Here is a 12,214-nt window from a genome sequence, read left to right on the forward strand (position 1 = left end):
ATGGAACAGGTTGTCATTGTCGATGCAATTCGCACCCCGATGGGCCGTTCGAAGGGCGGCGCATTTCGCCACGTGCGCGCGGAAGACCTCTCCGCGCACCTGATGCGTAGCCTGCTGTCGCGCAACCCGTCGCTTGAGGCGAGCGCAATAGACGATATCTACTGGGGCTGCGTACAGCAAACCCTCGAGCAAGGTTTTAACATCGCCCGTAACGCGGCGCTGCTGGCGGAGATCCCGCATTCGGTACCGGCAAATACGGTTAACCGTCTGTGCGGTTCTTCCATGCAGGCGCTGCACGATGCCGCCCGTATGATCATGACCGGCGATGCCAGCGTCTGCCTGATTGGCGGCGTGGAGCACATGGGCCATGTGCCGATGAGCCACGGCGTCGATTTCCACCCGGGCCTGAGCCGCAACGTCGCAAAGGCGGCAGGAATGATGGGACTGACTGCGGAGATGCTGGCGCGTCTGCACGGTATTAGCCGCGAGATGCAGGATCAGTTCGCCGCGCGCTCTCACGCTCGTGCCTGGGCCGCGACCCAGTCCGGCGCTTTCAAAGCCGAGATTATCCCCACCGGCGGCCACGATGGCGATGGCGTACTCAAGTCCTTTAACTATGACGAAGTGATCCGCCCGGAAACCACCGTCGAAGCGCTGGCGGCGCTGAGACCGGCGTTTGACCCGGTGACCGGCACGGTAACGGCGGGCACCTCTTCTGCCCTTTCCGATGGCGCGGCGGCGATGCTGCTGATGAGCGAAAGCCGTGCCCGCGAGCTGGGGCTGAAGCCGCGCGCCCGCGTCCGTTCGATGGCAGTGGTCGGCTGCGACCCGTCCATTATGGGTTATGGCCCGGTTCCGGCCTCAAAACTGGCGCTGAAAAAAGCGGGCTTATCCACCAGCGATATCGACGTCTTTGAAATGAATGAAGCGTTTGCCGCGCAGATCCTGCCGTGCATTAAAGATCTGGGCCTGATGGAGCAGATCGATGAGAAGATCAACCTCAACGGCGGGGCGATCGCGCTCGGACATCCGCTGGGCTGCTCCGGGGCGCGTATTAGCACCACGTTGATTAATCAGATGGAGCGCAAAGACGCTCAGTTCGGTCTCGCCACCATGTGTATCGGTTTAGGTCAGGGTATTGCCACTGTGTTTGAGCGGATTTAATCGAAGGGTTATCTCAACGCCATTGCGACCAGAAACAGGCAGCAATGGCGAAGAGAGCAGGTTTAGTTGCCGTTCTTCCCGCCTGTCAGGGGCGGGTTTTTTATTTTCAGATAAAGGCAAACGCGTCGCCAAACAGGCGATCTTCGCGCGCGCCGCGTTCGTTGCAGAACAGGTCGCGGGCGATCTTGGCCATCTCAAAACGACCGGCAATGTAAATATCATGCTCGGCCAGCGTGCCGTAATCCTGCAGTACGGCAGTCAGTACCGTACCGGAACGCCCGCGCCATCCTTCTTCCGGTTGCTCGACCACCGGCTCAATGCGCAGATTCGGATGCTTGATGCTTAATGCTTCCAGCTCGGCCAAATCGTACAGGTGCTTGGTCTCACGACCGCCCCAGTAGATGGTAATATCGCGATCCGGATTACGCGCCAGCGCGGTTAACAGAATCGAACGCACATAAGAGAAGCCGGTACCGCCGGCAATTAAAATCAGCGGACGGTCTTCATCTTCACGCAGCCAGGCTTCACCGTGTGGGATATCAACCTCAATTTCGCGCTCTTTCAGAATGCGATCCATGACCGCCATCGCGTACAGATTGAGCTCCGAGGCGCCGATATGCAGCTCGATAAATTCCTGTTCCGCCGGCGTGGAAGCCATAGAGAATGGGCGCTTGTCGCGCTCATCCATTACCACCATCAGATACTGGCCGGCACGGAAGGAAAATGCCGCTTCCGGCACTAATCGAACACGATATACGGTATCGGTAATCGCCTCCACCGAGGTCACTTTACAGCTTAAGGTTGTCATGCGTCCCCTCTGTCGGGTCAATAGAGCAAAACAGCGGCGTTAGCCCCGCTTACTGTTATTTAAAGATGGCCAGTTCATCCCAGATGGCGTCGATGCGCGCCGTCACCTCAGGATCTTTTTTGATTGGACGACCCCATTCACGCTGGGTTTCGCCAGGCCATTTATTGGTGGCATCCAGCCCCATTTTTGAACCCAGGCCGGAAACCGGCGAGGCAAAATCCAGATAATCAATTGGCGTATTCTCTACCAGTACCGTATCACGAGCCGGGTCCATACGGGTAGTGATCGCCCAAATCACATCGTTCCAGTCGCGTGCGTTGACGTCGTCATCGCATACGATCACGAATTTGGTATACATGAACTGGCGCAGGAACGACCAGACCCCCATCATCACGCGCTTGGCATGGCCCGCGTACTGTTTTTTCATGGTCACCACCGCCAGGCGATAGGAACACCCTTCCGGCGGCAGATAAAAGTCGACGATTTCCGGGAACTGTTTTTGCAGAATCGGCACAAAGACTTCGTTCAGCGCCACGCCCAGCACCGCTGGCTCATCGGGCGGTCGGCCGGTATAGGTCGAATGATAAATCGCGTCTTCGCGCTGGGTAATATGGGTCACCGTAAATACCGGGAAGCTGTCCACTTCATTGTAGTAACCAGTATGATCGCCATACGGGCCTTCCGGCGCCATCTCCCCGGCCTCAATGTAACCTTCAAGCACAATTTCCGCGCTGGCCGGGACTTCAAGGTCATTGGAAACGCACTTCACCACTTCGGTCTTGGTGCCGCGCAGCAGGCCTGCGAAAGCATATTCCGACAGGGTATCGGGCACCGGCGTCACTGCGCCAAGAATGGTTGCCGGATCGGCGCCGAGCGCCACGGAAACCGGGAAGCGTTCGCCGGGATGCGCCGCGCACCACTCCTGGAAATCCAGCGCGCCGCCGCGATGAGACAGCCAGCGCATAATCAGTTTGTTTTTGCCAATCAGCTGCTGGCGATAAATCCCCAGATTCTGCCGCTCTTTGTGCGGCCCGCGGGTCACCGTCAGCCCCCAGGTAATCAGCGGCGCGGCATCTTCCGGCCAGCAGGTCATGATCGGGATTTTATTCAGGTCGACGTCATCGCCCTGGATGATTTTTTGCTGGCAGGGCGCACCGCGCAGGCGTTTGGTCGGCATATTCAGCACTTGCTTGAACTGCGGCAGCTTATCAAACAGATCGCGGAAGCCTTTGGGCGGCTCCGGCTCTTTCAGGAAGGCTAAAAGCTTACCCACCTCGCGCAGCGAACTGACATCCTCCTGGCCCATCCCCAGCGCCACGCGCCGCGGCGTACCGAACAGGTTGCATAGCACCGGCATGCTGTAGCCTTTTGGATTCTCAAACAGCAGCGCCGGGCCGCCGGCGCGCAGAGTCCGGTCGGCAATTTCGGTGATTTCCAGATGAGGATCGACCGGCAGAGTGATACGTTTCAGTTCGCCCTGTTGTTCCAGCAGTGTCAGAAAGTCGCGAAGATCGTGGTATTTCATGAAAGTGTTATTGACCTCTCTACAGGCGGCTAATTATACGGTGTTCAACGGCGCGATGCTGTAATTTTGTTAAATTAGCGTGAAAGAACGCTGAAAATTGGATTTCAATTATAATGGCTTTCGCGATTGCCCAAGCCATTTGTTATGCTTGCCGTTATTGGAAGTGGAATGAGTCATTATGCAAGCCTGGTACTTACTGTATTGCAAACGTGGGCAGCTACAACGAGCCCAGGAACATCTGGAACGTCAGTCAGTGAACTGCCTGATGCCGACGATTGCGCTGGAAAAAATCATTCGCGGTAAACGCACCATGGTCAGCGAACCGCTGTTCCCAAACTACCTGTTTATTGAGTTCGATCCAGAGGTGATTCATACCACCACCATCAGCGCCACACGCGGGGTTAACAACTTTGTGCGCTTTGGCGCCCTACCCGCTGTCGTTCCCTCGGCGGTGATTCATCAGCTCTCTATCTATAAACCAGAAGGTATCACCGACCCGGAAACGCCGCATGAGGGCGATAGCGTACTGATCACCGACGGCGCGTTTGAAGGCCTGCAGGCGATTTTCACCGAGCCTGACGGCGAAGCGCGCTCTATGTTGCTGTTAAACCTGCTGAATAAGCAAGTCCTGCAGAGCGTTAAAAATACCGACTTCCAGAAAATCTAAACGCCGTTAACGTCGATGCCAAACAGCGTCCTGACGTTTGCATCCGTTTGTGCCTCCAGCCATTGCGCCTCTTCGCCGCGCCAGGTCGCGACGCTTGCCAGGATATGCGGCAAATACGCGGGCTCGTTACGCCGCGAGGCCGGCTTTGGCTTGAGGTCGCGCGGCAGCAGATAAGGCGCATCGGTCTCCAGCAGCAGACGATCTGCCGGGATCGCCGGCAGCAGCTCGCGCAGCTCCAGACCCCGCCGCTCATCGCATACCCAACCGGTAATACCGATAAACAGACCCAGCTCCAGGCATTCCTGCACCTCGCTGCGGCTGCCGGTAAAGCAGTGCAGCACCGCGCCCGGGATCTTCTCAAGCCAGGGTTTAAGCAGCGCCAGAAACCGGCCGTGGGCGTCGCGGCAGTGTAAAAACACCGGCATCGACAGCTCAGCGGCCAGCGCTAGCTGGGCGCTGAACGCTGCCTCCTGCTCCTGCGGCGTGGAGAAATTACGGTTGAAATCCAGACCGCACTCACCTATCGCCACCACCTGCGGCTCGCGGGCAAGGGTATAAATCGCCTCGGCGACCGCTGGCGTCCAACTGCTACCGTCATGGGGATGAACCCCCGCCGTGGACCAGCAGCCGGAATAGCGGCTCGCCATTTTTTGGGCCTGCTGGCTCTCCGCCAAATTTGTGCCGGTCAGCAGCATACCGTGAACCCCCGCCGCCCGAGCGCGCGCCACTACCTCATCCTGGTCGCGGGAAAATTGCGAACTGGTTAGATTAACGCCGATATCAAACATGATCGCTCCCATATGACAACCGCCCTGACGGGCGGTTGGCGGTATTACTCTTCTCTGTGCTCTGCGGCTTCAGCTTCGGCCGCAGCGTCGTCATCGCGCGTCAGGCGCTTCCCGGTGTAGAAGCGGGCGAAGAACACCCCGACTTCAAACAGACAGTACATCGGAATAGCCAGCAGCGTCTGCGAAAACACGTCCGGCGGCGTCAGCAGCATGCCCACCACGAAGGCACCCACCAGCACGTACGGCCGTTTTTTGCGCAACTCTTCCGGCGTGGTAACGCCCATCCAGCAGAGCAGCACAATAGCGACCGGTACCTCAAAGGAGACCCCGAAAGCCATAAACAGCGCCATCACGAAGTCGAGATAGCTGCGGATATCGGTCGAGACCAGCACCCCTTCCGGCGCCGCATGGGTCAGGAAGCCGAACGCCAGCGGAAACACGACAAAATACGCGAAAGCCATGCCGATATAGAACAGCAAGGTACTGGATACCAGTAAAGGCACTACCAGCCGGCGTTCGTGCTTATACAACGCCGGCGCGACGAAGGCCCATACCTGGTAAAGAATAATCGGCACCGACAGGATCACCGACACCATGAAGGTCAACTTTATCGGCGTAAAGAAAGGTGAAGCCACATCGGTGGCGATCATCGTCGCGCCCACCGGCATCTTGCTGATAAGCGGGGCCGAGACCAGCTGGTAGATATCATTGGCGAAATAGACCAGCGCCAGGAAGATCACCAGAATAGCAATGATGCTGTTGAGCAGACGCTTGCGCAGCTCAATCAGATGCGAAATTAGCGGTTGTGTATCGTCTACGCCCATGTTTACGGTTTATCACTCGATGCGGGGGAAGAATGGGGGGCTGCCGCCGTAGCGGATGTTTTCTCTGCCTGAAGGTCAGCCGGTGGCGCGGGTGGCTCATCGACAACCGGATCCGGCGCATGAGCCGGAGCGCTGGCCTGATGTTCTGCCGTCGCCGGCGTGACGTCCTGGCGTTGCGCTTCGCTGCCTTTGACCACCGGATTATGGATGGTATTGGCTTCGTCGCTGGCCTTTTCGGGATCGTGGGCGCTATAGGAGCGCTTCATCGACTCCGCGGCCTCGCGCAGTTCATCCATCGAGGCTTTCAACTCCGGAGTCAGGTTATTCAGGCTAGCCTTTTCCACCTTCTTCAGGCTCTCCTGGAACTCCTGCAGTTTTAGCTCCTGGGCCAGCTCATTTTGTACCGTGGTCGCCAGCGAACGTAACGTACGGATCCAGCCAACTACCGTTTTAACCGCTACGGGAAGCCGCTGTGGCCCCAGAACAATGAGGCCAATCACAAACACCAGCAGTAGTTCACTAAAACCAATATCGAACACGAGTTACACCTGCTCTTTGTCGTGGCGTTTTGTCTCGTCTTTTTTTGCATCATCCTGTTTATCGGCGATGGTTTTCGCCGTGAAATCTGCGTCTGGCGCCGACTTTTCGGGTTTATCATCATCACTCATGGCTTTTTTAAAGCCTTTGATAGATGCCCCTAAGTCAGACCCCAGTGAGCTCAGCTTCTTCGTCCCGAAAAGCAGAACTACGATGACGACAACAATTAATAACTGCCAAATACTGATACCACCCATACACGTTCCCCTATGACAGATGATGAATTGTGTGGACGCATTATACACGCCATCCTGCGAGCTGCCTCTTCGTCAGGCCACCGACATGATTTTGCGCAAATAAGCCTGCGTCATGAAGAGCGAACCGATCAGTGGGTTTTCCGCCAGCCAATAAGCCAGGTCACCACACCGCCGGCCATCAGCCAGCCGGGCATCATTCCCCACTCAGGACGATGGATAAAGAGCAGCGTACCACTGAGCAATAAAACCGCGCCTATACCAAACAGGTAACGGGACTGCCCCTGGCGGACATGACGCACATGCATATCCCGCACGATAGTATCGACGCTGGTCTGCAGCTGTTTGCTCTGCTGCAGGCTCTGATACACCAGCTCAGGTATTTCAGGCATTCTTTCGATCCAGAACGGCGCTTTATCTTTAAACGCGCGCACCAGCGCCGGAATGCCGACCTGATCTTTGATCCACGACTCGAGGAAAGGCTTCGCCGTTTTCCACAAGTCTAACTGAGGATAGAGCTGCCGGCCTACCCCTTCTACGTAAAGTAATGTCTTCTGTAGTAAAACGAGCTGCGGCTGGACTTCCATATTGAAACGCCGCGCGGTATTGAACAGATTAAGCAGCACATGGCCGAAGGAGATCTCCGCCAGCGGCTTCTCAAAGATCGGCTCGCAGACCGTGCGGATCGCGAACTCAAACTCTTCGACATTCGTATCGGGTGGTACCCAACCGGAATCGACGTGCAGCTCAGCCACCTTACGATAATCGCGGTTAAAGAAGGCGATAAAGTTTTCCGCCAGATAGCGTTTATCTTCTTTGTTCAGCGAGCCGACAATACCGCAGTCGATGCCGATATACTGCGGATCTTCCGGATGCTCGTAGCTGACGAATATGTTGCCAGGGTGCATATCGGCATGGAAGAAGCTGTCGCGGAACACCTGGGTGAAGAAGACCTGCACACCCCGCTCCGCCAGCAGCTGCATGTTGGTGCCCTGGGCCTCCAGCGCCTCCACATCGGACACCGGGATACCGTAAATGCGCTCCATTACCATCATGCTTTCGCTACAGTAGTCGGGGTATACCTCCGGCACGTACAGCATCGGGCTGTCTTCGAAATTGCGCCGCAGCTGAATAGCGTTGGCGGATTCCCGCAGCAGGTTCAGCTCGTCCAGCAGCGTTTTTTCATATTCGCGGACTACCTCCTGCGGGCGCAGACGGCGGCCGTCAGGCAACAGACGCGGTACCCAGCGCGCCAGGCGATAGATGAGCTTCATGTCCGCTTTAATGATCGGCAAAATATCCGGGCGGATAACCTTGATCACCACCTCTTTGCCATTCTCTTTCAGACGCGCGGTATGCACCTGGGCGATGGACGCCGAGGCTAACGGCTCAACGGAAAAATCATCAAACCAGGCCTCTACCGGCAGGCCGCCCATCGCTTTCTCTATCTGCTGCTGCGCGAGCTTACCTTCAAAGGGCGCCACGCGGTCCTGCAACAGCGCCAGCTGATCGGCAATTTGTGGCGGAAAGAGATCCCGGCGGGTGGAAAGCATCTGGCCGAATTTTATCCACACCGGCCCCAGCTCCTGGAGCGCCAGCCGCAGACGGGCGCCAAGAGGCTGATCCTGATGTCGGTTTGGCATCCAGAACAGCATCCGCCGCCAGATACGCAGCGGCAGCGTGATCCGCATTTTGGGGATGAGCTCATCGAGCCCGTAGCTCAAAAAGGTGTGGATGATGAAATACAGGCGCCGTAATTCTCCTGGCGTCATTTGCCCTCCAGCGTTTCCAGCCGTTTTTCCAGTGCGGCCAGCGCGCGCTCAATAGCCGTTGTCTCTTCAGCAAACCAGGCCAGTTCCAGCGGCCCCGGCGCCAGCCGCCACTCTTCAGTGATCGCTTCCGCGACATAGCGCTGCTGGCGCTCTGCGCCCTTCAGCAGAAACTGAGCGCCGCCGCGCAGGACTTTACCGACGCCTTCGGCCACGATATCACCGGTATAGGGCGCCAGCAGTTCAGCAGGGTCGAACTCCGCCAGATCGCAAAGGGAGACCATGTTCTGCACCACCTGCAGATCGCCCTGCACTTCCAGATCTCCGCTGCGAATAAGCGCCGTGAGCTGCTGACGATTGCGCAGTTTTGGCAGCACGCTGAGCCGGGTAATCACGGTGCAATCGGCCTCTCCGTCCCAGGCGCTCAGGACGTCAACCTGGCGTTCGCTGAAAACCAGCACCACGGGCGTGGCGAAATCCTGCAGCTGGACCCGCAACACCTTGCCCAGCAGGCGCTGGCGAGCGGGTTTAAGCGCTTTGTCGCGCCAGAGGAAAGTATTCAGCGCTGTTTCAATGCCAGCGGTCACCAGGGGTGTGAAAGGCATAGCGTCCCTCCTGTCAGAACTTGTAACCGCGATGCAAAGCGACGATACCCGCCGTCAGGTTGTAGTAATCCACATTTTCGAAGCCCGCGTCCTGCATCATCCCTTTCAGGGTTTCCTGGTCTGGATGCATGCGAATAGATTCCGCCAGGTAACGATAGCTGTCGCCGTCTTTTGCCACCAGCTCGCCCACCTTCGGCAGGATATGGAAGGAGTAAGCATCGTAGGCTTTGCTCAGCGGTTCGATAATCGGTTTAGAAAACTCCAGCACCAGCAGGCGTCCGCCCGGTTTCAGTACGCGGTACATCGAACGCAGCGCTTTCTCTTTGTCGGTCACATTACGCAGACCGAAAGAGATGGTGATGCAGTCAAAGGTATTATCAGCAAAAGGCAGGGCTTCCGCGTTGGCCTGAACATACTCAACGTTGCCCACGATGCCGATATTGCGCAGCTTTTCGCGGCCCATTTTGAGCATAGAATCATTGATATCAGCAAGCATGACGCGGCCGGTTTCCCCTACCAGGCGGGAGAACTTGGCCGTCAAATCACCGGTACCGCCCGCCAGATCCAGCACGGTCTGCCCGCGACGTACGCCACTGCAGTCGATGGTGAAACGCTTCCACAAACGATGGATCCCAAACGACATCAAGTCGTTCATCACATCATACTTTGCGGCGACAGAATGGAATACATGCGCCACCATATCTGCTTTCTGCTCTTTAGCGACCGTCTGAAAGCCAAAGTGCGTCGTTTCTTGTGAATCCTCAACCATCTCTATGCCTGCTTGCTTTTCAAGAAAATGTTCACTGAGTGTATCAGACTCAGCGCATTTCCCATACGTTTCAGCGTGGCGGAGCCGCCTCCCGGCTACGCACCGTCTCGGCAGAGTCGGGTGAAAATGCGTCATATTCCGGCAGGTTATCCTCATCTTCGAGGCGATATTGCTCGTCCTGAGCCGTAGCTTGTTCGACTAAATCAGGATTAATCCCGCGCTTGACCTCCACGCCCAGGCCGCGAAAGGCCTCCGCCTGAGCCAGCAGATTACCACGCCCGGAAGCGAGCTTTTTCATCGCCTGGCGATAGCTCTCTTGCGCCTTATCCAGGCTCTGGCCGATGGCGGACATGTCATCCACAAACAGGCGCATTTTGTCGTAAAGGCGCCCCGCCCGCTCGGCGATCTTCTGCGCGTTACGACTCTGGTGCTCATAGCGCCACAGATTGGCGATAGTGCGCAGAGCCACCAGCAGCGTCGTCGGGCTGACCAGCATAATATTATTTTGCAACGCCTCGCTGATGAGTTCGGGTTGGCGATCGATGGCCAGCAGGAACGCCGGCTCAACGGGAATAAACATCAGCACATAGTCGAGCGAACGCAGGCCAGGCAGCTGTTGATAATCCTTGCGTCCCAGCAGGCGAATATGGTTTCGCACCGAGGCAAGGTGTTCCTGCAGCGCAACTTCGCGGGTGTAGTCGTCTTCGGCGTTGAAATAGCGCTCATAGGCGACCAGGGTCATTTTGGCGTCGATCACCACGTCCTTACCCTGCGGCAGACGCACGATGACGTCCGGCTGCATCCGCGAGCGGTTGTCGGTCTCAATACTGACCTGAGTCTGGTACTCATAGCCTTCGCGCAGGCCCGAGGCCTCCAGCACGCGGGTTAAGACCACTTCCCCCCAGTTGCCCTGGGTTTTGTTATCCCCCTTCAGCGCTTTGGTCAGGTTCAGCGCCTCCTGTGCCATCTGCGCGTTCAACTGCTGCAGATTGCGGATCTCATGCGCCAGGGTATGTCTTTCCCGCGCCTCCTGGCCAAAGCTCTCCTGCACCTGGCGGCGGAAGCCGTCCAGCTGTTCGCGTAGCGGGGTCAGCAGGCCATGCAGGCTCTGGCGGTTTTGCTCATCGACGCGCCGGTTACTGTGTTCGAAAATGCGGTTGGCGAGGTTTTCAAACTGCTCGCTCAGGCGCTGCTCGCTGTTCACCATCTGGCGGATCTTATCTTCCGCATGCAGCTGGGTGGATTCGAGCCGGGTGGTGACCTCACGCAGATCGGCTTCCAGCGAGGTATTGATATCCCGCAGGCTGCGCAGCTCGTTGTTCAGCAGCTCACACTCCTCACGCCAATGGGCCTCCTGCGCCAGTTGCTGGCGGGCGGCGCTCAGCTCAATATCCAGCTCTCGCCGTTCCTCGATCAAATCGGCCCGAATTTGATCGGCGCGCGCTTTGGTCGCCAGCCAGCCGACAATTAACCCGGCAGCCAGTGCGATAACCGCGCTGATAATAATGGAGAGATCCACGACGCCCCCTGCGATAACCTGATGACACAAAATAGAATTGTGCTGTACAAACGTCCAGTTTAAAAGGAATTTCCTGCGAGGAGCAACGCAAAAAAGAAAGGCCGGAGGACCCGGCCTGACAGGGACAGTGTTGAATTACAGCAGACGGCGCGCTGCTTCCACGACGATTTTCACCGCATGGCTTTCGGTTTGCTTCATGGTTTCTGCGTTAGGGATCTCTTGCTGGGTACGGTTTACGATAACCCCGGCTACCATCCCGGCGCGCAGGCCCTGGCTGGCGCACATGGTCAGCAGCGTGGCGGATTCCATTTCATAGTTCATCACGCCCATTGCCTGCCACTCTTCCATCGAGCCCTTGAAGCGGCTCACCACGCGGCCGGAGAAGGTGTCGTAACGCTCCTGGCCCGGGTAGAAGGTATCCGAGGAGGCGGTCACGCCGATATGGGTGGTGGCGCCAATAGATTTCGCCGCTTCCACCAGCGCGGTGGTGCAGGCGAAGTCTGCGACGGCCGGGAACTCCATCGGTGCGAAGTGCAGGCTGGCGCCGTCCAGACGAACGGAGGCGGTAGTCACCAGCACATCGCCAACGTTAATGTGCGGTTGAATCGCGCCGGTGGTGCCGATACGCAGGAAGGTACGCACCCCCAGCTGCGCCAGCTCTTCCACGGCGATAGAAGTTGACGGGCCGCCGATGCCGGTAGAGCAGACGATCACTGGTTTGCCGTCCAGCTCCGCGCGCCAGGAGGTAAATTCGCGGTGAGATGCCAGCTTAACCGGCTTATCCATCAGCGCGGCGATCTTTTCCACACGCTCCGGATCGCCAGGGACGATAGCCAGCGTAGCCCCTTGTAAATCGTTCTTGGTGAGGCCGAGATGAAAAACATCAGACTTGGACATAAAAAACTCCTCTGTGGGTCGAATTATCAGCAGAAGCAAAACGGTACTGTACAGAAGCCCCAGGCAACATTTTGTGATGATAGTCACC

At 57.3% G+C, this 12,214-nt stretch carries 13 protein-coding genes; 2 read left to right on the forward strand and 11 right to left on the reverse strand.

The genetic code is table 11. The features are described 5' to 3' along the window. Complete coding sequence (gene fadA / locus LGL98_RS23970; protein WP_136031844.1) at positions 1-1,164, forward strand: acetyl-CoA C-acyltransferase FadA; 1,164 nt, start codon at positions 1-3, stop codon at positions 1,162-1,164. Positions 1,165-1,270: 106 nt separating this feature from the next. Here the strand turns inward: fadA and fre are convergent, their stop codons facing one another. Then, positions 1,271-1,972: an NAD(P)H-flavin reductase gene (gene fre, locus LGL98_RS23975; RefSeq protein WP_136031846.1), complete on the reverse strand. Its 702-nt coding sequence runs from the start codon at positions 1,970-1,972 to the stop codon at positions 1,271-1,273. Positions 1,973-2,027: 55 nt separating this feature from the next. Next, positions 2,028-3,497: a 4-hydroxy-3-polyprenylbenzoate decarboxylase gene (gene ubiD / locus LGL98_RS23980; RefSeq protein WP_015368839.1), complete on the reverse strand. Its 1,470-nt coding sequence runs from the start codon at positions 3,495-3,497 to the stop codon at positions 2,028-2,030. A 178-nt stretch (positions 3,498-3,675) separates the two neighbouring features. Here ubiD and rfaH point away from each other — a divergent pair, with 178 nt between their 5' ends. Beyond that, entirely contained in the window at positions 3,676-4,164 is a 489-nt protein-coding gene (gene rfaH, locus LGL98_RS23985) for a transcription/translation regulatory transformer protein RfaH (protein ID WP_008807930.1), read from the forward strand. Here the strand turns inward: rfaH and tatD are convergent. The 9 genes from tatD to udp form a co-directional block, all read right to left on the reverse strand. Continuing rightward, positions 4,161-4,964 (reverse strand): 3'-5' ssDNA/RNA exonuclease TatD, encoded by an 804-nt coding sequence (gene tatD / locus LGL98_RS23990; RefSeq protein ID WP_168435306.1) that lies wholly within the window; start codon positions 4,962-4,964, stop codon positions 4,161-4,163. The two genes, rfaH and tatD, sit on opposite strands and share 4 nt — an antisense overlap. A 32-nt stretch (positions 4,965-4,996) precedes the next feature. Continuing rightward, positions 4,997-5,776 (reverse strand): Sec-independent protein translocase subunit TatC, encoded by a 780-nt coding sequence (gene tatC / locus LGL98_RS23995; protein WP_004886745.1) that lies wholly within the window; start codon positions 5,774-5,776, stop codon positions 4,997-4,999. Between the two features lie 2 nt (positions 5,777-5,778). Then, entirely contained in the window at positions 5,779-6,315 is a 537-nt protein-coding gene (gene tatB / locus LGL98_RS24000; RefSeq protein ID WP_136031849.1) for a Sec-independent protein translocase protein TatB, read from the reverse strand. 3 nt (positions 6,316-6,318) lie between these two features. Then, on the reverse strand, positions 6,319-6,570 hold the full coding sequence (tatA, locus tag LGL98_RS24005; protein ID WP_002883425.1) for a Sec-independent protein translocase subunit TatA: 252 nt from the start codon (positions 6,568-6,570) through the stop codon (positions 6,319-6,321). Between the two features lie 128 nt (positions 6,571-6,698). Further along, complete coding sequence (gene ubiB / locus LGL98_RS24010) at positions 6,699-8,339, reverse strand: ubiquinone biosynthesis regulatory protein kinase UbiB (protein WP_039102707.1); 1,641 nt, start codon at positions 8,337-8,339, stop codon at positions 6,699-6,701. Beyond that, positions 8,336-8,941: a ubiquinone biosynthesis protein UbiJ gene (gene ubiJ / locus LGL98_RS24015; RefSeq protein ID WP_002883422.1), complete on the reverse strand. Its 606-nt coding sequence runs from the start codon at positions 8,939-8,941 to the stop codon at positions 8,336-8,338. The genes ubiB and ubiJ overlap by 4 nt, the downstream gene beginning before the upstream one ends. 13 nt (positions 8,942-8,954) lie before the next feature. Next, entirely contained in the window at positions 8,955-9,710 is a 756-nt protein-coding gene (gene ubiE, locus LGL98_RS24020) for a bifunctional demethylmenaquinone methyltransferase/2-methoxy-6-polyprenyl-1,4-benzoquinol methylase UbiE (RefSeq protein ID WP_002883421.1), read from the reverse strand. 70 nt (positions 9,711-9,780) lie between these two features. Continuing rightward, positions 9,781-11,229 (reverse strand): DNA recombination protein RmuC, encoded by a 1,449-nt coding sequence (gene rmuC, locus LGL98_RS24025; protein WP_136031851.1) that lies wholly within the window; start codon positions 11,227-11,229, stop codon positions 9,781-9,783. 135 nt (positions 11,230-11,364) lie between these two features. Continuing rightward, a complete protein-coding gene (gene udp / locus LGL98_RS24030; protein ID WP_002883419.1) occupies positions 11,365-12,126 on the reverse strand; it encodes a uridine phosphorylase in 762 nt (253 codons plus the stop codon). Positions 12,127-12,214 lie beyond the last annotated feature (88 nt).

This window comes from Klebsiella africana (assembly GCF_020526085.1).
Lineage (GTDB): Bacteria > Pseudomonadota > Gammaproteobacteria > Enterobacterales > Enterobacteriaceae > Klebsiella > Klebsiella africana.

Excerpts from the sequence above, each read along its gene's own strand:
- fadA (WP_136031844.1), top strand. The coding sequence starts at position 1 with ATGGAACAGGTTGTCATTGTCGATGCAATTCGCACCCCGATGGGCCGT.
- fre (WP_136031846.1), bottom strand. The coding sequence starts at position 1,972 with ATGACAACCTTAAGCTGTAAAGTGACCTCGGTGGAGGCGATTACCGAT.
- ubiD (WP_015368839.1), bottom strand. The coding sequence starts at position 3,497 with ATGAAATACCACGATCTTCGCGACTTTCTGACACTGCTGGAACAACAG.
- rfaH (WP_008807930.1), top strand. The coding sequence starts at position 3,676 with ATGCAAGCCTGGTACTTACTGTATTGCAAACGTGGGCAGCTACAACGA.
- tatD (WP_168435306.1), bottom strand. The coding sequence starts at position 4,964 with ATGGGAGCGATCATGTTTGATATCGGCGTTAATCTAACCAGTTCGCAA.
- tatC (WP_004886745.1), bottom strand. The coding sequence starts at position 5,776 with ATGGGCGTAGACGATACACAACCGCTAATTTCGCATCTGATTGAGCTG.
- tatA (WP_002883425.1), bottom strand. The coding sequence starts at position 6,570 with ATGGGTGGTATCAGTATTTGGCAGTTATTAATTGTTGTCGTCATCGTA.
- ubiB (WP_039102707.1), bottom strand. The coding sequence starts at position 8,339 with ATGACGCCAGGAGAATTACGGCGCCTGTATTTCATCATCCACACCTTT.
- ubiJ (WP_002883422.1), bottom strand. The coding sequence starts at position 8,941 with ATGCCTTTCACACCCCTGGTGACCGCTGGCATTGAAACAGCGCTGAAT.
- ubiE (WP_002883421.1), bottom strand. The coding sequence starts at position 9,710 with ATGGTTGAGGATTCACAAGAAACGACGCACTTTGGCTTTCAGACGGTC.
- udp (WP_002883419.1), bottom strand. The coding sequence starts at position 12,126 with ATGTCCAAGTCTGATGTTTTTCATCTCGGCCTCACCAAGAACGATTTA.